Below are 23,142 nucleotides of genomic sequence, written 5' to 3'. Positions count from 1 at the left end.
TCATCGATGACAGCGGCTGCGGAGGATGATGGGCGTGCGCCGACGCTCCGTCAAGAGCCCTGGCGCTGACGGGGTATGCCGAGCTGCTCCGCCCACGGCGGATTGGGGCCGGCGACCGAGCAGGTCAGGGCCGCGACCTCGGCGGCGAACCGGCAAGCAGCGGCGGCCTCGGCGAGGCTCAACCCAGCCAGCCGCCCGCCAAGCCGGCCGAGCCGCGCGAGGCGGTGCAGCAGCCCGGCGGTGAACGAGTCGCCCGCACCGACGGTGTCCACCACCGCGACCTCGGGCGCCGGCACCCGGACCCGCTCGCCGTCCAGCGAGAGCAGCGCCCCCGCGCCGCCAAGGGTGATCACCACCAGCCGGGCACCGGCGGCGTGCCAGCCGTCGCAGGCCCGTTCGGGCGAGACGCCGGGCAGCAGCAGCTCCAGGTCGTCCGAGCTGAGCCGCAGGATGTCCGCCAGCGCGCACCACCGGTCGAGCCGGGCCCGGTAGACCTCCGGATCCACCAACTGCGGGCGGACGTTGGGATCGATCGACACGGTGAGTCCGGCCCGGGTCCGGTCCAGGAGCCGCTCGACCAGCACGCCGCCGGGCTCGCGGACCAGCGCGAGCGAGCCGGTGTGCAGGCAGACCGCGTCGGCGAGCGGCACGGCGCCCAACTCGGCCGCGCTCCACTGCCAGTCGGCGGCCCGATCGGCGTGGAACGCGTAGCGTGCCTGACCGAGGCCGTCCACGGTGGCGATGGCGAGCGTGCTCGGCTCGGGGGCCGCCACCACCGCGCCGATATCGACCCCGGCGGAGCCGAGGTGAGCGCGGAACAGGCCGCCGAAGACATCGGTGGAGATCCGGCCGAGGAAGCGCGTGGGCGTGCCGAGCCGGGCCAGCGCGACGGCGGTGTTGGCCGGCCCGCCGCCGGGCAGCACACGCAGGGCCAGCTCTCCCGGACGGGCGCCGGCCGGGTCGGCGAAAGTGTCGGCGACGCACTCGCCGAGGACCGCGACGCATTGCTGTGACACGAAGGACCGCCTCTCAGGGATCGGTGAGGGAACGCCGCCGCGGCGGTCCGTCAACTTTGGCTTTCAGCAGCGAATTTCGACCGCGTTACTCACTCGTTACGCCCGGGGGGCTTGCCCGCCGCGCGGGGCCGACTTCATCATCCTCGGCAAGCGATGTCAACGTTGACATGGTCGCCAGGCCTGACTCCGCCTCGGACCTCGCACACGCAGATCAGGGAGCCCACGCATGCCCCGTACCACCGCCCTCGCCCGCCTCGCCGCCTGCGCCACTGTCGCAGCACTCGCCCTCACCGCCTGCGGCTCCGGCTCCAAGGGCTCCTCCGGCTCGTCCGGTTCCGGCGCCGGCTCCGCGGGCGGCACCGTCAAGGTCGGCCTGATCACCAAGACCGACACCAACCCGTTCTTCGTCAAGATGAAGCAGGGCGCCGAGAAGTCCGCCAAGGAGAACGGCGCCACCCTGGTCACCGCGGCCGGCAAGTTCGACGGCGACAACGCCGGCCAGATCGCCGCCCTGGAGAACATGGTCGCCACCGGCGTCAAGGGCGTCCTGATCACCCCCAGCGACTCCAAGGCGATCCTGCCCGCGATCAAGAAGGCCCGGGACAAGGGCGTCCTGGTGATCGCCCTGGACAGCCCGACCGATCCGCAGGACGGCACCGACGCCTTGTTCGCCACCGACAACAAGCAGGCCGGCGTGCTGATCGGCCAGTACGCCAAGGCCGCCATGGCGGGCAAGACCGCGAAGATCGCCACCCTGGACCTCGCCCCCGGCGTCGCCGTCGGCCAGCTGCGCCACGACGGCTTCCTGCAGGGCTTCGGCGTCTCCGCCGGCGACCCGTCGATCGCCTGTTCCCAGGACACCGGCGGCGACCAGGCCAAGGCCCAGACCGCGATGGAGAACTGCCTGCAGAAGGCGCCCGACCTCAACCTCGTCTACACCATCAACGAGCCCGCTGCGCTGGGCGCGTACACCGCGCTCAAGGCCAAGGGCCGCGAGAAGGAGGTGCTCATCGTCTCGGTCGACGGCGGCTGCACCGGCACCCAGGCCGTCAAGGACGGGAAGATCGCCGCCACTTCGCAGCAGTACCCGCTGGTCATGGCCGCCAAGGGCGTCAAGGCGGTGGCCGACTACGCCAAGGGCGGCGCCAAGCCCACCGGCTACACCGACACCGGCGTCACCCTGATCACTGACCAGCCGCAGACCGGTGTGGACGCCAAGGACACCGGTTACGGCCTCGAGAACTGCTGGGGCTGACCGGCTTCCACACCACCACCGCCCCACTCCCCCAAGGACCGTCCGATGACCACGACCACCGCCCCGTACGCGGAACTCCAGGCGCCGCCACTCGCACGCCGACTGCTCACCGCTCCGACCGCCGGACCGCTGGCCGCGCTGCTGCTGGCCTGCGCGTTCTTCACCTTCACCACCGACACCTTCCTCTCCGGCGGCAACTTCTCGCTGATCATCCAGCAGGTGATGGTGGTCGGCGCGCTGGCGGTCGGGCAGACCCTGATCATCCTGACCGCCGGCATCGACCTCTCCTGCGGCGCGGTGATGGCCTTCGGCTCGATCACCATGGCCCGGCTCGCCGCCGAGGGTACCGTGCCGCCGCTGGCCGCCATCGCCCTCGGCCTGGCGGTCTGCGCGGCCTTCGGCCTGGTCAACGGCCTGCTGGTGCAGCTGATCCCGCTGCCGCCGTTCATCGTCACCCTGGGCATGCTGAACGTCGCCTTCGCGCTCACCCACATCTACTCCGACGAGCAGACCGTCACCGACCTACCCGGCCCGCTGACCTTCCTGGGCGGCACCTTCCCGCTCGGCGACACCGACGTGACGTACGGTTCGGTGCTCGCGCTGGCGCTGTTCGCGCTCTTCGCCTACCTGCTCTCCCGCACCGCCTGGGGCCGCCACGTCTACGCCCTCGGCAACGGCCGGGACGCCGCCCGCCTCAACGGCATCCGCACCGGCCGCCTCACCGTCGGCCTCTACGCCCTGGCCGGCCTGGTCTACGGCATCGCCGCCCTGCTACTGGTCTCCCGCACCGGAGTCGGCGACCCCCAAGCCGGACAGACCGACAACCTGGACTCCATCACCGCCGTGGTGCTCGGCGGCACCAGCCTCTTCGGCGGCCGGGGCAGCGTGTTCGGCTCGCTGATCGGCGCGCTGATCGTCGGCGTCTTCCGCAACGGCCTCCAGCTGATGGGCGTCGCCTCGATCTACCAGACCCTGATTACCGGCGTCCTGGTGATCCTCGCCGTGACCGTCGACCAGATCTCCCGGAAGCGAGCCAGCCGATGACCACCACACCCGTCCTCCAGGCCCGCGGCCTGGTCAAGCGGTACGGCCACGTCACCGCGATCGACGGCGCCGACTTCGACCTGATGCCCGGCGAGGTGCTGGCCGTCATCGGCGACAACGGCGCCGGCAAGTCCAGCCTGATCAAGGCACTCACCGGCGCCATCGCCCCGGACGAGGGCGAGATCCGGCTGAACGGCGAGCCGGTCCGCTTCGCCGGCCCGCAGGACGCCCGGGCGGCCGGCATCGAGACCGTCTACCAGGACCTCGCCGTCGCCCCCTCCATGGACATCGCCGCCAACATGTTCCTCGGTCGCGAGCTGCGCCGCCCGGGCGTCCTCGGCACGGTGTTCCGCTCGCTCGACCGCAAGCGGATGCGCGACGAGGCCGCGGCCCACATGGCCGAGCTGAAGATCGGTCTGCGCTCGCTCACCCAGCCCGTGGAGACCCTCTCCGGCGGCCAGCGGCAGGCCGTCGCGGTGGCCCGCGCGGTGGCCTGGGCGCGCAGCGTGGTGGTGATGGACGAGCCGACCGCGGCGCTCGGGGTGAAGGAGTCCGGTCAGGTGCTCGACCTCATCCGCCGGGTCCGCGACCGCGGCCTGCCGGTCGTGCTGATCAGCCACAACATGCCGCACGTCTTCGAGATCGCCGACCGGATCCACGTCCACCGGCTCGGGCGGCGGGCCGCGCTGATCAAGCCGGGCGACCACTCGATGTCCGAGGTGGTGGCCATCATGACCGGTGCGCTCACCGTCGCCGAGGACGGCAGCGGTACTGTCGTGGCGGACGCCGGCGCCGCCAGGGCCGCCGGGGTCCGTACGAGCTGAGCAGTCCTGGGCGGCCCGGGCCGGGGGGCCGGGCCGCCGCCCGACAGAAACGGTGGTCCATGGCCGCGACCCGTCGTCCGACGCTGCACGACGTCGCCCAGGAGGTCGGCGTGAGCGCCAAGACGGTCTCCCGGGTGCTCAACAACGACGGGCCGACCTCCGCCGCGACCCGGGAGAAGGTGCTCGCCGCCGTCGAACGGCTCGGTTTCCAGCCCAACCTGATGGCCCGCAACATCCGGACCGGCGGCCCGGACACCACCATCGGCCTGGTCGTCCCGGACATGGGCAACCCCTTCTTCGGCACGGTGGCCGGCGGGATCGAGTCCGCCGTCCGCGAACGCGGACTGACCCTGCTGCTCGGCTCCTCCGGCGACGACCCGGCTCGCGAGCGCGACCTGATCGCCGCCTTCCTCGCCCGGCGGGTCAGCGCGCTCATGGTCGTCCCGGCCGACGGGTCGGACCACGCCCATCTCAGGTCCGCCCGGATCACCGGGCTGCCGGTCGTCTTCCTGGACCGCCCCGGCAGCGGCCTGGCCGCCGACTGCGTGGTCTCCTCCAACCGGGACGGCGCCCGCACCGGCGTCGCCCACCTCGTCGCCCACGGCCACCGCCGGATAGGCTTCATCGGCGACCTTCCGGCCACCCTCTACACCCGCCGCGAACGCCTGGCCGGCTACAAGGACGCCCTGGCCGCCGCCGGCCTCCCGTACGACCGAACGCTGGTGGTCGGCGCCCACGGCCAGCCGGACGCGGCCGCCGCCACCGACCGGCTGCTCTCCCTCCCGGAACCGCCGACCGCACTGTTCGCCGCCAACAACTTCGCCGCCATGGGGACGGTCTCCGCCCTCGCCCACGCGCGGCGCCGCGAGGTCGCCCTGGTCGCCTTCGACGACATCCCCCTGGCCGACATCCTGGAGCCGGCCCTCACTGTCGTCGCCCAGGACCCCGCCGCGCTCGGCGCCGCCGCCGCCCGCACCGCCCTGGCCCGCCTCGACGGCGACCGCGGCCGGGCCCGTACCACAGTGGTCGATACCCGCCTCATCGCCCGCGGCTCGGGCGAACAGCGCCCGCCCCACCGCTGACCGGCCTCATTCCGCCGGTTGACCTGCGTCATCCGGCCTTCGGCACGCCACACCCTCAGACGGTGAGGACGAGCTTGCCCTGGAGGTGGCCGCCGTCAAGCATCCGGTGCGCGTCGGCGACGCGCTCGAACGGGAACGTCTCCTGCACGTGGACCCGGAGCCTGCCCTGGTCGACGAGTTCGACGAGACCGCGCAGGGCGACCGGATCGGGGTCGACCGCAATGCCGCTGAAGCGCATGCCGGCCGCCTCGTACCTGGCGATGAGCTCCGATTCCTCCTCAGCGACCGCCGTCACCAGGTGACCGCCCGGGCGGAGCACTTCGAGCGACCGCTCGACGGTGTCGCCGCCGATCGTGTCGAGCACGACGTCGATGTCGCGGACGGCCTCGGTGAAGTCGACCGCCGTGTAGTCGATCACCTCGTCGGCGCCGAACCCCTCGACGAACTTCCGCTTCCTCCCGCTGGCAGTCGTGATCACGTGCGCGCCGAACGCTTTCGCGATCTGGATCGCGACGTGGCCGACCCCGCCACCACCGCCGTGGACCAGGACGCGGTCGCCCTCGGTCACGCCGCCGAGGTCGACGAGGCCCTGCCACGCCGTCAGCCCGACGAGCGGCAGCGCCGCCGCCTCGACGTGCGAGAGCGACGCCGGCTTGCGCACCAGGTGCACCGCCGGCGCCGACACCATCTCGGCGTACGCGCCGGCCGCCCGCGGGAACAGCGGCATCCCGAACACCTCGTCGCCAGGCCTCAACCGCCACGTCTGCGGCCCCTCCTCGACCACGCCGCTGATGTCCCAGCCGAGGACGAACGGCGGCCGGCCGATCAGCGGGAACTCGCCGGCACGCAGACGCGCCTCCAGCGGGTTCAGCCCGATCGCCTTGACGCGGACGAGAACCTCGGTCGGGAGGGGCAAGGGCTCGGGCACATCCACGATGGTGAGCACCTCGGGACCGCCGAGCCTCTCCTGGGTAATGACTCGCATGACTCTCCTGGCTTCGTTCGGAGGGGAGCAGAGAACCCAGGCTATGAATTCGACAGGAACCAGCAGGTACCGTAGGCGCCATGAGCGGTTTCGGTCCCGGTGATCCCTTTCTCGCCGACTGTCCGGCGCGTCTGGCGGTCGAGCTCATCGCCGACAAGTGGACGGTGGTCGTGCTCTACGGCCTCAGCAGGGGCCCGGTGCGCCATGGCGAACTGGTCGAGCTGATCGGCGGCATCTCCCGCAAGATGCTCACCCAGACGCTCCGACGGCTCGAGGCACACGGACTCGTCCGCCGCCACGCCTACGCCGAGGTGCCGCCCCGCGTCGAGTACGAGCTCACCCCGCTCGGGCAGACGCTGATCGATCCGATCCACGTGCTGACCGAGTGGGCGAGGGCGAACGGCGGCGCGGTGCTCGATGCCCTCGACGCCGGTCCCGAGCCGGTCACCCCTGGCGGCTGAGGCGCCCGCCGGGGCAGCGGGTATCCCCCCGGCCGCCGCCAGCTCGCCCGACCGGGTGGGCGGACGCCTCGCGCGCGGTGAGGCCCGGGCCTCCACAGCAATCGATCCCGCCGCCGCTGACCGGGCGTGTCCTTCCGCTTCGCCTCACGGCACCGGCAGTTCCCGTCGGGTGCGCAGGGGGCCGCTGAGGAGGAGCAGGGCGCAGAGCGCGTTGCCGGTGTACAGGAGCCACAGGGCGCCCCGGTCGCCGAGGACGGTGCCCAGGGTTCCGCCGAGGAGGCTGCCGATCGGAATCGTCCCGTACATCACGAAGCGGATGCTGGAGCTGACCCTGCCGAGCATGTCCGGGGGGCAGTAGGCCTGGCGGAAGCTCACGATGATCACGTTTCCGGCGACGACCCCGGTCATCAGGCAGAAGTCTCCGACCAGGAAGGCCAGCAGGCCCGTGCCGTCCGTGGTGAGCGGGATCAGCAGTCCGAACGGGCCGCTGCAGAAGGCGCAGAGGATGACCGCCCGGGCGGTGCCGAACCGGCGGGCCAGGCGGGGCGAGATCACTGCGCCCAGGACGCCGCCGAGGCCGGTCAGGGCGATCAGGACGCCGATGACGCCGCCGCCGGCGCCGACCGTTCGGCTGAGGAAGACGATCGCCAGGCACTGGGCACCGGCCAGGAACAGGTTCATCGCCGCGTCGCACGCCAGGATCGTCCGCAGGAACGGGTCCCGGGCGAGGAACACGATGCCCTCGCGGATCTCGGCGGCCAGGGACCGGTCGGCTCCCGCCCGCTCCTCGCCGCCGGGCGGGTTCTCGCGGGCGCGGATCCGGGCGAGGAGCACGGCCGACATCAGGAAGCTCAGGCCGTCGGCGAGGAAGCCCAGGGCCGCGTTCGCCGTCTGGGCGAGCACGCCGCCCGCTCCCGGGGCCGCGACCTCGGCGGCGGACTCACTGGTCTGGAGCCTGGCGTTGCCGTCCGCCAGTTCCTCCTGCGGCAGGAGGGCGGGGACGTACGCGCTGTAGGCCGCGCGGAAGAACACGTCGGCGGTGCCGGACAGGAGGGCGACGAGGAGGAGTTGACCGGTCGTGAGGAGGCCCAGCCAGTCCGCCGCCGTCAGGGAGAACATCAGCACCGCCGACACCGTGTTGCACACGATCATCACCGGTCGGCGTCTCATCCGGTCGGTCCAGGCTCCCACGGGCAGGCCGAGCAGAAGCCACGGCACCCAGGCCGCGGCGCCCAGCAGGCCCATGGTGAAGGAGTCGGCGTCCAGTGCGTTCACCGCGATCAGCGGGAGGAGCACGCGGGTGGTCGCACTGCCGAACTGGCTGACGGACTCGCCGGCCCACAGGAGGCGGAAGTCGCGGCGGCGCAGGGCGCGGGGTGTCGTGCTCGTCGGCGTGCTCGTCGTCGTGCTCATCGGCGGACCGCGCCTTCGCACAGGAGCGCGGCGATCTGCGAGGCCGGCTTCGCGGCCATCATCTCGCCGTGCGTGCACGGTGCCTCGTGGTGGTCGATGCGGCCCGAAGCGTAGGGCTGCCAGGTCCCGGGGCCCGGCGCGTCGGCCTCGTGCGCGGCGCCGACGAGCGTGAGGTCGCCCCGGAAGACGCCCGGACGGTGGGCCGCGGCCAACGTGTCGTGATGGACGTACGCCTCCCCCAGCGCGGCGATGGCCCCCTCGTCGAAGGCCGCCAGCGGGCCGTCCGCCGTCCGGGCCGCGCGGACGAGGTCGGCGAGGGACATCGGGGCGAACCCCGTTGCGCGGGACGGCTCCTGTGCCGGGTAGCCGAGCGAGTCCAGCAGGTCCCGCAGCGGGTCCGCTGCGGCCGTCCCGGTCCGTGGCTGCTTCTCGGTGGCCGGGTAGCCGTCCAGGAGCACGAGGTGCGCCACGTCCGCGCCGTCCGCCTGGAGCCGCACCGCCACGGCGTGGGCGACCAGCGCGCCGAACGACCAGCCCAGGAGGTGGTAGGGGCCGCTCGGCTGGACCGTGCGGATAAGGGCGGCGTAGTCGTCGGCCATCTCCGCGACGCTCGCGGGCCGCGCCCCCGGCTCGCCGAGACCACGGGCCTGCAGCGCGTGGACCGGCCGGGCCGGGTCGAGGTGCTCGAGGAGGGCCCGGTACACCCAGCCGGTGCCGGCGCCCGGGTGGACACAGAACAGGGCGGGCTCGCCGGCGGCGCCGGACCGCAGGGTGACCAGGGGGGCGAGCGCGTCGTCCGTACCGCCGGGCTCCGTGGTGCCACGCTCCGGTACGCGGGCGGCGAGGCCCGCGACGGTGGGGGCCGCGAAGAGGTCCTGGACACCCAGGTCCTCGCCGAGGGCCTCCCGGACACGGGACATCAGCCGGGCGGCCAGCAGGGAGTGTCCGCCGAGGTCGAAGAAGCCGTCGTCGGCGCCGACGGAGTCGTGGGGCAGGCCCAGCGCTTCGGCGAACAGGCCCGCGAGGACCTCCTCCCGACAGGTCAGGGGTGCCCGTCGCGCAGCTCCCGCCGTGTGGGCCGGATCCGGTGCGGGCAGCGCCGTCCGGTCGAGCTTGTCGTTGGGCGTGCGCGGGAACGCGTCGAGCACGACGACCGCGGACGGGACCATGTGGGCCGGCAGGGCCTCGGCCACGTGGGCGCGCAGCGCGGAGGGCTCCACCGCGGCGCCGTCCTGGGCCGGGACCACGTACCCGACCAGCCGCTTGCCGCCGCCCGGACCGTCGGACCGTAGGGTCACGGCGGCCTGGGCGATGCCCGGGGCGGCTGCGAGCACCGCTTCGACCTCACCGAGTTCGACGCGGAAGCCACGGATCTTCACCTGGTCGTCGGTGCGGCCGAGGTACTCCAGCCGCCCTTCGCGGTCCCAGCGCACCAGGTCGCCCGTACGGTACATCCGGGCGCCCTCCTCGAACGGGCACGCCACGAACCGCTGGGCCGTCAGCCCCGGCCTGCGGTGGTAGCCCCGCGCCAGTCCGGCGCCCGCGAGGTACAGCTCGCCCCGCACGCCCGGCGCCACCGGGCGCAGCGCCGCGTCGAGGACGTACGCGCGGGTGTTGGCGACGGGGCCGCCCACCAGGGGGCGTTCGCTGCGGGCGGTGTCCCACCACAGGGCGTCGACCGTGCACTCGGTGGGGCCGTAGAGGTTGTGGCAGAGCATTCCCGGCGTGGCGCGCAGGCGGCTCCAGAGCTGTTCGTCGGCTGCTTCGCCGCCGATGAGCAGCATGCGTGGCGGGGCGTCGAGCAGGCCTTCCGCCACGAGTTGGGCGGCGTGGGTGGGGGTCACGTCGACGACGTCGAGGGCTGCGTCGCCGATGTGCCGGACGAAGGCTGCGGCGTCGCGTCGGAGGTCGTCGCCGATGAGGTGCAGTTCGTGCCCGGCGACCATCCACATCAGGGCGTCCCAGGAGGCGTCGAACGACAGGGAGGCGGTGAGTGCCACACGCAACCTCCTCGTGGCGTCGGCTCGTTCGGCGGCGGGGATGGTGTGGGCGCGGTGGAAGGCGTGGAGGTTGCGCAGGGCCGCGTGGTCGACGACGACGCCCTTGGGGCGGCCGGTCGAGCCGGAGGTGTACACCAGGTACGCGGCGTCGGCGGGACGGGGCGCGCGGGCCGGGCTCTCGCAGGGCTCGGCCGCGGTCGCGTTCCGGTCGTCGGTGAGGAGGAGGGGGATGTGCGGGGCCGCGGCCGGCGGGAGCCGGTGGGCGGTCTCTCGGTCGGTGACGAGGAGCGCCGGGGCGCAGTCCGTCAGGATGTGGGCGATCCGCTCGGCGGGGTGGTCCGTGTCGACGAACACGAACGCGGCGCCCGCCTTGAGGACGGCCAGCATGGCGCACACGGCTGCGGGCGAGCGGGGCAGGGCGAGCGCGACCACCTGCTCGGGGCCCGCACCGGCCCGGGCGAAGCGGTGGGCCAGGCGGTTCGACCGGGCGTCGAGGTCGGCGAAGGTGATCTCCGTGGCGCCGTGCACGAGGGCGACGGCCTGCGGGGTGCGGGCGCACTGGGCCTCGAACAGTTCGGGGAGGGTGGCGGGCGGCACCGGCAGCGCGGTGTGGTTCCACTCCGTCAGCAGGCGCTGCCGGTCGGCCCGCGTCAGGGGGTCGGCAGCGCCGACGGGCCGGTCCGGGTGCGTCGTGAGCAGGCGGAGCACCCGTTCCAGGGCGGCGGCGATGTCCTGGGCCGTGGTGTGGTCGAACAGTTCGGCCGCGTACTCCAGGAAGCCGGCGATCCCGGCGGGGGTGCCGTCGGCGGCGCGGCGCTCCTGGACGTCGACGGTCAGGTCGAACTGCGCGACGTCGAAGCGGAAGGGTTCACTGCGGACGTCGAGTCCGGCGAGTTCGAGCGTGGCGTCGGCGCCGTCCTGCACCTGGAGCAGGACCTGGAAGAGGGGGTGGCGGGCGAGGGAGCGTTCGGGGTTGAGCGCCTCGACGACCCGCTCGAAGGGGACGTCCTGGTTCTCGTAGGCGGCGAGGTCGGCCTCGCGCACGCGGTCGAGGAGTTCGCCGAACGCGGGATCGCCGGAGACGTCGGTGCGCAGGACCAGGGTGTTGACGAAGAAGCCGACCAGGTCGTCCAGTGCCTCGTCCGGGCGGCCGGCGACGGGGGTGCCGATCGGGATGTCGGTGCCCGCACCGAGCCGGGACAGGAGGACGGCCAGACCCGCCTGGAGCACCATGAACAGCGTGCAGCCGTGCTCCCGGGCCAGGCCCAGCAGGCGGGCGTGGAGGTCGGCGTCCAGTTCCACCGGCACCGAGCCGCCCGCGAAGGTCGCCGTCGCCGGGCGGGGCCGGTCGCGGGGCAGGGCGAGTTCCGCCGGTGATGCGGCCAGCTCCTCGCGCCAGTAGGCGAGCTGACGCGAGGCCAGGCTCTCGGGGTCGCCCTCCTCCCCCAGGACCTGCCGCTGCCACAGGGTGTAGTCCGCGTACTGCACCGGGAGCGGCGGCCAGTCGGGGCCGTGCCCCTCGGTCCGGGCCCGGTAGGCGTCGGCCACGTCACGGAAGAGGGGCCCCCAGGACCAGCCGTCGAGTGCGATGTGGTGGACCACCAGCACCAGCACCCACTCGTCCGCGCCGACGGCCAGGAGCGCCGCGCGCACGGGCGGGCGCCCGGCCAGGTCGAAGGGACGGGCCACCAGGGCGTCGAGGGCCTCGGCAACGCCTTCGGGGCCGCACGGCACGACGTCGAGGGGCACCGCGACGTCGGCCGCCAGCACCTGCTGGTAGGGCTCGCCGTCCTGTTCCGGGAACACCGTCCGCAGTCCTTCGTGGCGGGCGACGACGTCGGCGAGGGCTCGGGACAGCGCGTCGGTGTCCAGCCGGCCGCGCAGCCGCAGGGCGAACGGGCAGTGGTAGCCGGTGCCCTGGCCCGCACGGTTCAGGAACCACAGGCGGCGCTGGGCGGGCGACAGGGGCAGGATGTCCGGGCGGTCCGGGGCCGGGGTCAGGGCCGGGCGGGCGTGGCCCGGGCCGTCGAAATCGCCGAGGCGGGCGGCGAGCCCGGCCACGGTGGGGTGCTGGAAGAGGTCCCGGATGCCGAGGTCGCCGCCGAGGGTCGCGCGGATGCGGGAGAGCAGGCGGGTGGCCAGCAGGGAGTGTCCGCCGAGGTCGAAGAAGCCGTCGTCGGCGCCGACGGCGGACAGGCCGAGCACCTGCGCGAAGAGTTCCGCCAGGATCTCCTCGCGGGGGCCGCGCGGCGCCCGCGAGGAGGTCTGCGCGGTGAAGTCCGGTGCGGGCAGCGCGGCGCGGTCCAGCTTCCCGTTGCGGTTCATCGGAAGCGTCTCCAGGGCCACGATGGCCGAGGGGACCAGGTGGCCGGGCAGGCCGGCGGCGAGCCGCTCGCGCAGCGCGCCGGCCTCCACGGTACGGCCCGCGGCCGCCGTCACGTACGCCACCAGGCGCTTGCCGCCGGGGCCGGTGTCCCGGGCGATCACCGCGGCCTGGGCCACCTCGGGGCAGCCGCGCAGCGCGGCCTCCACCTCACCGGGTTCGATCCGGAAGCCCCGGATCTTGACCTGGTCGTCCGCGCGTCCCAGGTATTCGAGGCGGCCCTCGCGGTCCCAGCGGACCAGGTCACCCGTGCGGTACATGCGGCCGCCGGCCTCGAAGGGACAGGCGACGAAGCGTTGCGCAGTGAGCGAGGGGCGGTTGAGGTAGCCGCGGGCCAGGCTCGGGCCGGCCAGGTACAGCTCGCCGGGGACGCCGGGGGCGACGGGGCGCAGCCGGTCGTCGAGCACATAGGCGCGGGTGTTGGCGATCGGGCGCCCCACCAGCGGCTGCTCGCTGTGGGCCGCGTCCCACCAGAGGGTGTCGACGCTGCACTCGGTGGGGCCGTAGAGGTTGTGGCACAGCATCCCGTCGGCCTCGCGGACCCGGGTCCACAGGGCTGCGCCCGCCGCTTCACCACCGAGCAGCAGCACCCGGGGGCGGTGCGCGGGGTCGTCCAGCAGTCCCTCCTCGACCAGTTGCTCGGCGTAGGTCGGGGTGACGTCGAGGGCGTCGATGCCTGCGCGGGCGATGTGCCGGACCAGGGCGGCGGCGTCGCGGCGGGTGTCGTCGTCGATCAGGTGGAGTTCGTGGCCCGCGACCATCCAGAGCAGGCCCTCCCAGGAGGTGTCGAAGGAGAGCGCGGCGGTGAGTGCCATGCGCATCCTGCGGCCGTTGCCGATCTCCTGTGCGCGGGAGATGACGCCGGCCCGGTGGAAGGCGTACAGGTTGCGCAGTCCGGCGTGGTCGATCACCACGCCCTTGGGTTCGCCGGTGGATCCGGAGGTGTGGATGACGTAGGCGGCGCTGCGGGGGTGGATCTCGCGGCCGAGGGGGGTGTCCGGGAAGTGGCCGGGGGCGTCGGCGAGGACGCGGGTGGCGCCGGTGTCGGGGAGGGTCGCCGTGGTGGCGAGGTCCGTGACGACGGTGGTCGTGGTGCGCAGCAGGCGGGCGATGCGCTCGGGCGGGTAGTCGGTGTCGACCGGGACGAACGCGGCGCCGGCCTTGAGCACGGCGAGGAGTGCGATCACCGAGGCGGCGGAGCGGGGCAGGGCCAGGGCGACGAGGTGCTCGGGGCCGACCCCGTGGTCGGCGAGGCGGTGCGCCAGGGTGTTGGCGCGTGCGTCGAGTTCGGCGAAGCTCAGGGCCGCGTCCCGGAAGACCAGGGCGGTTGCGTCGGGGGTGCGGGCGGCCTGCGCCTCGAACAGCTCCGGGAGGGTCTGCGGCGGGACGGGGGCCGCGGTGTCGTTCCAGTGGGTCAGGAGCTGCTCGCGCTGTTCGGCGGAGAGGGGGTCGACGTGGGAGAGCGGCACGCCGGGGTCGGCGGCCAGGCGCTCCAGGACGCGGGCGATGCCGGCCGCCAGGTCCGTGGCCGTCTCGCGGTCGAAGAGGTCCGTCGCGTACTCCAGTGCCCCGGTGACCCCGGCCGGGGTGCCGTCGCTGCCCGTCTGCTCGTGGAAGTCCACCGTCAGGTCGAACTTGGCGATGTCCCAGCCGACCGGTTGCTCGGCGCAGCGCGTGCCGGGCAGGGTGAACGCCGGGCCGTGTCCGCTCTCCAGCGTCATCATCACCTGGAAGAGGGGATGGCGGGCGAGGGAGCGTTCGGGGTTGACGGCACCGACGACCCGCTCGAAGGGGACGTCCTGGTTCTCGTAGACGGCGAGGTCGGCCTCGCGTACGCGGTGGAGGAGTTCGGTGAAGGTGGGGTCGCCGGACATGTCGGTGCGCAGGACCAGGGTGTTGACGAAGAAGCCGACCAGGTCGTCCAGCGCCTCGTCCGAGCGGCCCGCGACGACCGTGCCGACGGGGATGTCGGTGCCCGCGCCGAGGCGGGACAGGAGGACGGCCAGGCCCGCCTGGAGCACCATGAACAGGGTGCAGCCGTGTTCCCGGGCCAGGCCCAGCAGCCGGGCGTGCAGGTCGGCGTGCAGGGTGACGGGGACCGAGCCTCCGGTGAAGCTCGGCGCGGCCGGCCGGGGCCGGTCGTGGGGCAGGGCCAGCTCGGCCGGGGCGTCGGCCAGTTCCTTCCTCCAGAAGTCCAGTTGGCGACGGATCAGGCTGTCCGGGTCGTCCTCCTCCCCCAGGACCTGACGCTGCCAGAGGGTGTAGTCGGTGTACTGCACCGGCAGCGGCTCGAAGTCGGGCTCCCGGCTCTCGCGCCGGGCCGCGTAGGCGGCCGTCAGGTCGCCGAGCAGCGGCCCCCACGACCAGCCGTCCGTCGCGATGTGGTGCACCACCAGCAGCAGCACCCACTGGTCGCCACCCAGGTCGAACAGCCTTGCTCGAAGGGGGAGTTCGACGGTGAGGTCGAAGACGTGCCCGGCCTCTTCGGCGAGGGCGGCCGCGAGGCCGGCCTCCGCCGTCGGGGTGACCCGGAGCTGCGGGAGGCGGTCCGACACCTGCTGCACGGGCTCTCCGTCGGCCTCGGGGAACACGGTTCGCAGCACGTGGTGGCGGGCGGCGAGGTCGCCGAGCGCCGCGCCGAGGGCGGCCACGTCGAGCGGGCCGTGCAGCCGGGTGGCCAGCGGGCAGTTGTAGGCCGAGCCGGTCTCGCCCATCTGGTTGAGGAACCACAGCCGCCGCTGGGCGAACGAAACGGGAAACACAGGACCTCCTGGGACGTGCGGGGGTGCGACGGGCGGGTTCAGGACTTCGTGGGGCGCAGTGCGGGGCGCGCCAGGGGTGCGGTGTCCAGTCGGGCGGCGGTGGTGGCCGGCGTGGGGTTCTGGAACAGGTCGCGGATCTTCAGCTCGCGGCCCAGCTCCGCCCGGATCCGGCTGATGAGGCGGGTCACCAGCAGCGAGTGGCCGCCGAGGGCGAAGAAGTTGTCGTCGGGGCCGACCGACTCCTTGCCGAGCACCTGCGCGTACAGCTCGCGGACCCGCTGTTCGGTCCCGCCGCCGGTGTCCGGTGCGGCCGCGTTCTCGGAGGGGCGGTCCTGGGCGGGGTACGGCGGTCGCGCGAGCGTGCCCACCGGCTGCCCGGGGTCGGCCGCGAGGTGCCGCAGCACGGCGGCCAGGTCCTGCGCCATCCGATCGGCGGTCCGGTGGTCGAACAGTTCCGTGGCGTAGGTGAGTTCGCCCACGAGGCCGAGCGGGCTGCCGTCCGCCGCGCGCTGTTCGCCGAGGTCGACGCCCAGGTCGAACTTCGACACCTGCCACTCGACGGGGTGTGCCTGTGCGTCGAGGCCTGCCAGGCGGGGCAGGGCCGGGGGTTCGTTCTGCACCTGGAGCAGCACCTGGAAGAGGGGGTGGCGGGCCAGGGAGCGTTCGGGGTTGAGGTCGACCACGACCCGTTCGAAGGGCACGTCCTGGTGCTCGTACGCGGCGAGGTCGGTCTCCCGGACCCGGTGCAGGAGGTCGGTGAAGGTGGGATCTCCGGAGACGTCGGTGCGCAGCACGAGGGTGTTGACGAAGAAGCCGACGAGGTCGTCGAGTGCTTCGTCCGAGCGGCCCGCGACCACGGTGCCGATGGGGATGTCGGTGCCCGCGCCCAGGCGCGACAGCAGCACCGCGAGGCCGGCCTGGAGCACCATGAACAGGGTGCAGCCGTGCTGCCGGGCCAGGTCCAGCAGGCGGGCGTGGAGGTCCGCGTCGAGCTCCACCGGGACGGAGCCGCCCGCGAGGCTCGCCACGGCCGGCCGGGGCCGGTCGTGGGGCAGGGCCAGCTCGGCCGGGGCGTCGGCCAGTTCCTTCCTCCAGAAGTCCAGTTGGCGACGGATCAGGCTGCTCGGGTCGTGCTCGTCCCCGAGCAGCTCGCGCTGCCACAGGGTGTAGTCGGTGTACTGCGCCGGGAGCGGCTCGAAGTCGGGCGCGCGGCCTTCCCGCCGGGCCGCGTAGGCGGCCGCCAGGTCGCCCAGCAGGGGCGCCCAGGACCAGCCGTCGGTGGCGATGTGGTGCACCACCAGCACCAGTACCCATGAGTCGCCGCCCAGGTCGAACAGCCGGGCGTGCAGGGGCAGGTCCTGTGCGAGGTCGAAGTGGTGGCCCGCCGCCTCGCGTACGGCTCCGGGCAGGTCCGCCTCGGTGAGGCGCTCGCACCGCAGCGTCACCGGTGCCTGTGCCGCGGTGCGCAGCCGGATCCGGGGTTCCCCGTCGATCTCGTCGAACAGGGTCCGCAGCACCTCGTGGCGGGCGGTGAGATCGCCGAGTGCCGCGTTCAGGGCGGCCACGTCCAGCGGGCCGTGCAACCGGTAGGCGAAGGGGACGTTGTGGTCCGCGGACTGCTCCTGCGCCTGCTGGGCGAACCACAGCCGGTGCTGGGCGAAGGACAGCGGGGGCTCCTGCGCGCACGGTGTCCGGCGCAGTGGCGGCCTGGCCTGCCCGGCGCGGCCCGCCAGCTCGGCCAGCGCGGCGACGGTCTGCGCCCGGAAGACGTCCCGCAGTGACAGTTCGACGCCCAGGGCCGTGCGGACGCGGCTGACCAGCCTGGTCGCGAGCAGGGAGTGGCCGCCCAGGTCGAAGAAGCCTGCGTCGGCGGCGACGGTGTCGAGGTCCAGGAGCTCGGCGAAGAGACCCGCCAGGATCTCCTCCCGGGGGGTGCGCGGCGGGCGGCCGGCTGCGGTGGACGGCGCGGGTTCGGGCAGGGCGCGGTAGTCCACCTTGCCGTTGGCGGTCAGCGGCAGGTCGTCCAGGACGACGATGTGCGCGGGGATCATGTAGTCCGGCAGCAGGCCGGCGAGCCGGGCGCGCACGTCGGACCGGGAGAGCGCGCCGACCGCGTAGCCGACCAGCCGCTTCTCGCCGTCCCCGGCCGCCCTGGCGGTGACCACGGCCTGGCGTACGCCCGGGCAGGCGGCGAGCGCGGCCTCGACCTCGCCCGGCTCGACCCGGAAGCCGCGGACCTTCACCTGCTCGTCGGCCCGGCCGAGGAACTCCAGCAGGCCGTCCGTCCGCAGGCGGGCCAGGTCTCCGGTGCGGTACATGCGGGTCCCGGGTGCGCCGAAGGGGTCGGCGACGAAGCGCTGTGCGGTCGTCGCCGGCCGTCGGTGGTAGCCGCGCGCCACTCCGGCACCGGCGACGTACAGCTCGCCGGGGGTGCCGGGCGGCACCGGGCGCAGCCGGGCGTCGAGCACGTAGACGCGGGTGTCGTCCAGCGGCCGGCCGATCGGCACCGGGCCGTCGGCGTGGCCGGTGACGAGGTGGGAGGTCGCGCAGAGGGTCACCTCGGTCGGGCCGTACAGGTGGCGGACGGCCGTGGCCGGGCAGGCGGCCTGCACCGCCCGTACCGCGGCGGGGCTGACCACGTCGCCGCCGGTCAGCACCTCGCGCACGGTGGCCAGGATGCCGGGCTGCTCCTCGGCGACCACCCGGAACAGTCCGGCGGTGAGGTGGACGGCCGTGATCCGCTCGTCGCGGATGAGTGCACCGAGTGCGGCGACGGTGAGTTCGCCCTCGGGGGCGACGACCACCTGCCAGCCGGACAGGAGGGCCACCCACAGCTCGTAGTCGGCGATGTCGAAGGCGTGCGGGGCGTGGAACAGCACGCGCTGGCGTCCGCCGGTGTGCCAGCCGCGGTCCGCCACCAGGTCCAGGACGCCCCGGTGGGTGACGGCGACGCCCTTGGGTTCGCCGGTGGAGCCCGAGGTGTGCATGAGGTAGGCCAGCTGGTCGGGTCGGCACCGCGCCGGCGGGGCGGCGGGGTCGCTGTCGCCGGTTCCGGCCGGGCCGTCGGCTTCGGCGCCGCTCACGAGGACGGTCTGCCCGCAGTCGAGTCCCAGTCGGTGGAACCGCTCGTCCACCAGCAGGACCGGGCAGCCGGCGTCGTCGAGGATCCGCTGGATGCGCGCGGTGGGGTGACCGGTGTGCAGAGGTACGTAGGCGCCGCCGGCCTTGAGGACGGCCAGCATCGCCACGACCACGTCGGGGGAACGCCCCATCAGCACGGCGACCGGGGTCTCGGTGCCGACACCGATCCGGGTCAGCCGGTGTGCGAGCCGCGTCGCGCGCTCGTCGAGCTCGCGGTACGTCAGCTCGACCGGTCCGGCCTTGAGCGCGACGTCGTCAGGGGTGCGGGCCGCCTGGCGGGTGAACGCCAGGTGGACTCCCCCGGGGGTGTCCGGGCGCGACGGCGTGGCGGCCGGCCGCTCCCCGACCAGCCGGGTGTGCTCCCCGGGCAGCAGCAGCTCCAGCTCCGACACCCGTGCACGCGGCCGGGAGACCACCGACTCCAGGACCGTGCGCAGCCGTGCGCCGAGTGTGCGGACGGTGTCGCGGTCGAAGAGCTCGGTGCGGTACTTGGCCACGGCGCGCAGCCCGCCCGCCGGGCCGCTCTCCTCGGTGAACTGGAACGCGAGGTCGAACTCGGCCTCGGTGACGTCGACTTCCGCGGTGTCGGCGGTGAGCCCGGCCAGCTCCACGGCGGGCGTGGACGCCGCGCGCCGCAGGGTCAGCGCCACCTGGAAGAGGGGGTGGCGGGCCAGCGAACGGCGCGGGTTGACCGCCTCGACGACCTGTTCGAAGGGCACGTCCTGGTGGGCGAACGCGGCCAGGTCGGTCTCCCGCACCCGGCGCAGCAGCTCGCCGAAGACGGGGTCGCCCGAGACGTCGGTGCGCAGGACCAGGGTGTTGACGAAGAAGCCGACCAGGGCGTCCAGCGCCTCGTCCGAGCGGCCCGCGGCCACCGTTCCCACCGGGATGTCCGTGCCCGCGCCGAGGCGGGACAGCAGCACCGCGAGCGCCGCCTGGAGCACCATGAACAGGGTGCAGCCGTGTTCCCGTGCCAGCGCTTCGAGCTCGCCGGTGAGTGCGGCGTCCAGGTCGAAGGCGACCGCGTCGCCCGCCGGGCCGGCCACCGCCGGGCGGGGGCGGTCGGTGGGCAGTGCCAGCTCCTCGGGCAGCCCGGAGAGCGCCTCGCGCCAGTGGGCGAGCTGCTCCTCCCCCACGCCCTCCAGCAGGTCCCGCTGCCAGAGCGTGTAGTCGGCGTACTGCGCCGGCAGCGGTGCGCGGTCCGGCTCCCGGCCCTCCCGCCGGGCCGCGTACGCCGCCGCGAGGTCGCCGAGCAGCGGCCCCCAGGACTCGCCGTCGGTGGCGATGTGGTGGAGCGCCAGGACCAGGGTGTGCTCGTCGGGCCCGGCCGTCAGCAGGGCGGCGCGGACCGGGGCGGCCGCGGCCAGGTCGAAGGCGCGGCCCGCGACCTCGGCGACGTCGGCCCGGGCGGCGTCGAGGACCTCCAGCTCCAGCGGGGCCGCGGGCAGCACGTGCTGGCAGGGCTCGCCGCCCACCTCCGGGTAGACGGTGCGCAGGATCTCGTGCCGTTCGGCGAGGTCGGCCAGCGCCGCGCGCAGCGCGGACACGTCGACCGGGCCGCGGAGCCGGGCGGCCACCGCGCTGTGGTAGGCGGGGTTCGGCCCGTCGAGGCGGTCGAGGAACCACAGCCTCCGCTGGGCGGCGGACAGCGGCACCCGGGCGGGGCGCTGCGCGGGCCGCAGCGCCGGGCGGGCTCCGCCCGCGCCGTCGAGGCGGGCGGCGAGGGTCGCGACCGTGGGGGTGTTGAAGACCTCGCGGACCCCCAGTTCCACGCCGAGGGCGGCGCGCACCTGGGTCACCAGGCGCATGGCCAGCAGGGAGTGGCCGCCCAGGTCGAAGAAGTCGTCGTCCACGCCGACTTCGGGCAGGCCCAGCACCGCGGCGAACAGGCCTGCCAGGACCTCCTCGTGGGCGGTGCGCCCGGTACGGCCGCCCGTACGGTGGCCGGGTGCGGGCAGGGCCCGCCGGTCGAGCTTGCCGTTCGGCGTCACCGGCAGGGCGTCGAGGACGACCACCGCCGGCACCATGTGCTCCGGCAGCACGGCGGCCAGGGCGCGGCGCAGCGCGGCGGGCGTCGGGCCGGCGCCCGTGGCGGGCACCGCGTAGGCGACCAGCCGCGGATCGCCCGGCCGGTCCTCGCGGACGACGACGGCCGCGTGGGCGACACCGTCGCAGCCCGCGGCGGCGTTCTGCACCTCGCCGAGCTCGATCCGGAAGCCGCGGATCTTCACCTGGTCGTCGGTGCGTCCCAGGTATTCCAGGACGCCGTCCGGGCGCCAGCGCACCAGGTCACCGGTGCGGTACATGCGCTCGCCCGGCGCGAAGGGGCAGGCCACGAACCGCTCGGCGGTCAGGCCGGGCCGGCCGAGGTAGCCGCGTGCCAGCTGCACGCCGGCCAGGTAGAGCTCCCCGGCCGTACCGGGCGCGGCCGGTTCGAGCCTGCCGTCGAGCACGTACGCGCGGGTGTTGGCGGCGGGGCGTCCGATCGGGACGGGGCCGGGGCCGGGCCGGCAGGCCCAGAGGGTGACGTCGACGGCGGCCTCGGTCGGGCCGTAGAGGTTGTGGAGCTCGGTGTCCGGGAGGGTGCGGAAGAACGTCTCCTGGGTGCGGGGGGAGAGCGCTTCGCCGCTGCTGATCACCCGGCGCAGCGAGCGGGCCCGCGACGCGTCCGGCCCGCTCAGGAACGCGTCCAGCATGGACGGCACGAAGTGCGCGGTGGTGACGGACTCGCGTTCGATCAGCTCGGCCAGGTAGGAAGGGTCCTGGTGACCGTCGGGCCGGGCCACCACCAGGGTGGCGCCGGTCAGCAGCGGCCAGAAGAACTCCCACACCGACACGTCGAAGCCGCACGGCGTCTTCTGCAGCACGCGGTCGTCGGGACCGAGCCGGTAGGTGCGCTGCATCCACTCCAGCCGGTTGACGATGGCCTCGTGGGAGACGAGGGCCCCCTTGGGGCGGCCGGTGGAGCCCGAGGTGAAGATGGCGTAGGCGGGGTGGCGGGGGTCGAGGGCGGGCCGGGGAGCGGGCTCGGCCTCGGGGAGCGGGGCGTCCAGGCGCAGGGTCGGTGTCCCCGGCGCCTGCCAGCCGGAACTCAGCAGCAGGGCCGGAGCGGCGTCCGCCATGATGCCGAGGTTGCGGGCCGCGGGCTGGCCGAGGTCGACGGGCAGGTACGCGGCGCCGGCCTTGAGCACGGCGCACAGGGCGACGATCAGGTCCGGGGAGCGCGGCAGCGCGACCGCGACCAGGCTCTCGGGCCCGATGCCGCGGGCGGTCAGCACGGACGCCAGGCGGCCGGCGCGCTCGTCCAGCGCGCGGTAGCTCAGGTGCTGCCCCTCGAAGACGACGGCGGTGGCCTCGGGGGTGCGGGCGACCTGGGCCTCGATCAGTTCGGGCAGGGCTTGGGCGGGGAAGTCGGCGGCGGTGTCGTTCCAGTCCACGAGGACGCGGTCCCGCTCCTGGTCGGTGAGGGCGTCGAGGGCACTGACCGGGGCTTCGGGGTCGGCCGCCCACCGCTCCAGCAGCCGCACCAGCCGGGCGCCGAGCTCCGCCGCCCGCTCCCGGTCGAGCAGTTCGGGGTGGTGGCTGAGCCTGAGCCCGAGTGAGGCGCCCGGCTCGACCACCAGGGTGAGCGGGAAGTGCGTCGTGTCCCGGAACCGGATCCGCGCGTCCAGGTCGACGCCCGGCAGGTCGAGCGCGTAGTCGCTCATCGGGAAGTTCTCGAAGACCAGGTTCGTGTCGAAGAGGGCGACCGGGGAGCCCGCCAGGCGCTGGAGCTCGGTCAGTCCGAGGTGGTCGTGGTCGGCCAGGTCGGCGCGCTGGTGCTGCAGCGCCCGGCACGTCTCGCGCAGCGGGGCGGATCCGTCGATCCGGGCGCGGACCGGCACGGTGTTGATGAGCATGCCGATCATCCGGTCGGAGCCGGCCAGTTCCGCGGGCCGGCCGCTGACCGTGCAGCCGAACACGACGTCGTCGTGGCCGGTGCTGCGCGCGAGCAGCACGGCCCAGGCGCCCTGGATCACGCTGGTGAGCAGTAGGCCGCACTCCCGGGCCCGGGCGGTCAGGGCCGCCGTCCGCTGCTCGTCCAGGTGCAGGACCACGTCCTCGGGGGTGGCCCCGGGCGACACCTGGCCGCCCGGAGCGAGCCGGGTGGGCTGGTCGAGACCGGCCAGTACGGTGCGCCAGGCCTGCTCGGCCGCCGGTCGGTCGCGCTGCGCCAGGTGGGTCAGGTAGGTGCGGTACGGCCGGACGGGCGGCAGTTCGCCGTTCCCGTAGAGGGTGAACAGCTCGCGGAAGAGCAGGCCGAACGACCAGCCGTCCAGGAGCAGGTGGTGGGCGGTCACCAGGAGCCGGTGCCGGGTGGCGCCGAGCCTGACGAGGGTGAAGCGCAGCAGCGGCGGGCGGCGGCTGTCCACGCCCAGGGCCCAGTCCTGGTCGGTCAGTTCGGCGGCGCGGGCCTCGGCGGCCGGCGCGTCGAGGCCGCCGAGGTCGTACTCCTGCCAGGCCAGCGGCATGTCGCGGCGGACCACCTGGACGGGGTCGCCGTTCCTGCGGTGCGTGAAGGCGACCCGGAGGTTGGCGTGACGGCGCAGCAGGACGTCGGCGGCCTCCTTGAGCCGGTCCGGGTCGAGCGCGCCGTCCAGGTCGACCGTGAACTGCGCGATGTAGAGGTGCTTCGACTCCGGGTCGTATCCGGAGTGGAAGAGCATGCCCTCCTGCAGCGGGGAGAGCGGCAGGACGTCCTCGATCGCCGGCTGGCTGGTGTTCATGGGCTGGGTT

At 74.2% G+C, this 23,142-nt stretch carries 10 protein-coding genes; 5 read left to right on the top strand and 5 right to left on the bottom strand.

Annotated elements, in window-relative coordinates:
• Positions 1-50: 50 nt before the first annotated feature.
• Positions 51-1,016, bottom strand: a complete 966-nt coding sequence (locus tag ACFV1W_RS16280; RefSeq protein WP_380417042.1) for a carbohydrate kinase — start codon at positions 1,014-1,016, stop codon at positions 51-53.
• 226 nt (positions 1,017-1,242) lie between these two features.
• On the opposite strand from ACFV1W_RS16280, the gene ACFV1W_RS16275 reads away from it, so the two are divergent.
• Genes ACFV1W_RS16275 through ACFV1W_RS16260 form a run of 4 tightly spaced genes read left to right on the top strand, consistent with a single transcriptional unit; the run spans position 1,243 to position 5,221 of the window.
• Positions 1,243-2,271 carry a sugar ABC transporter substrate-binding protein gene (locus tag ACFV1W_RS16275; RefSeq protein WP_380417040.1) on the top strand — a complete coding sequence of 343 codons (1,029 nt, stop codon included), beginning with the start codon at positions 1,243-1,245 and terminating at the stop codon, positions 2,269-2,271.
• A 45-nt stretch (positions 2,272-2,316) separates the two neighbouring features.
• Entirely contained in the window at positions 2,317-3,315 is a 999-nt protein-coding gene (locus ACFV1W_RS16270) for an ABC transporter permease (RefSeq protein WP_380417037.1), read from the top strand.
• Complete coding sequence (locus ACFV1W_RS16265; protein WP_380417034.1) at positions 3,312-4,139, top strand: ATP-binding cassette domain-containing protein; 828 nt, start codon at positions 3,312-3,314, stop codon at positions 4,137-4,139. Before ACFV1W_RS16270 ends, ACFV1W_RS16265 begins: the two co-directional genes overlap by 4 nt.
• A gap of 59 nt (positions 4,140-4,198) precedes the next feature.
• Complete coding sequence (locus ACFV1W_RS16260; RefSeq protein ID WP_380417032.1) at positions 4,199-5,221, top strand: LacI family DNA-binding transcriptional regulator; 1,023 nt, start codon at positions 4,199-4,201, stop codon at positions 5,219-5,221.
• Positions 5,222-5,276: 55 nt separating this feature from the next.
• Here the strand turns inward: ACFV1W_RS16260 and ACFV1W_RS16255 are convergent, their stop codons facing one another.
• On the bottom strand, positions 5,277-6,206 hold the full coding sequence (locus ACFV1W_RS16255) for an NADP-dependent oxidoreductase (RefSeq protein WP_380417029.1): 930 nt from the start codon (positions 6,204-6,206) through the stop codon (positions 5,277-5,279).
• A gap of 80 nt (positions 6,207-6,286) precedes the next feature.
• Here ACFV1W_RS16255 and ACFV1W_RS16250 point away from each other — a divergent pair, with 80 nt between their 5' ends.
• Positions 6,287-6,667, top strand: a complete 381-nt coding sequence (locus ACFV1W_RS16250; protein ID WP_380417026.1) for a winged helix-turn-helix transcriptional regulator — start codon at positions 6,287-6,289, stop codon at positions 6,665-6,667.
• Positions 6,668-6,811: 144 nt separating this feature from the next.
• On the opposite strand, the gene ACFV1W_RS16245 is transcribed toward ACFV1W_RS16250, so the two are convergent.
• Genes ACFV1W_RS16245 through ACFV1W_RS16235 form a run of 3 tightly spaced genes read right to left on the bottom strand, consistent with a single transcriptional unit; the run spans position 6,812 to position 23,132 of the window.
• On the bottom strand, positions 6,812-8,080 hold the full coding sequence (locus ACFV1W_RS16245) for an MFS transporter (RefSeq protein ID WP_380417024.1): 1,269 nt from the start codon (positions 8,078-8,080) through the stop codon (positions 6,812-6,814).
• Positions 8,077-15,225, bottom strand: coding sequence for an amino acid adenylation domain-containing protein (locus ACFV1W_RS16240; RefSeq protein WP_380417021.1), 7,149 nt, complete (start codon positions 15,223-15,225; stop codon positions 8,077-8,079). Before ACFV1W_RS16240 ends, ACFV1W_RS16245 begins: the two co-directional genes overlap by 4 nt.
• A 38-nt stretch (positions 15,226-15,263) precedes the next feature.
• On the bottom strand, positions 15,264-23,132 hold the full coding sequence (locus tag ACFV1W_RS16235) for an amino acid adenylation domain-containing protein (protein WP_380417018.1): 7,869 nt from the start codon (positions 23,130-23,132) through the stop codon (positions 15,264-15,266).
• Positions 23,133-23,142 lie beyond the last annotated feature (10 nt).

This window comes from Kitasatospora sp. NPDC059648 (genome assembly GCF_042734825.1).
Lineage (GTDB): Bacteria > Actinomycetota > Actinomycetes > Streptomycetales > Streptomycetaceae > Kitasatospora.
The sequence above is the reverse complement of the archived record's forward strand: the minus strand, read 5'-3'. Positions and strand labels throughout refer to the sequence as shown.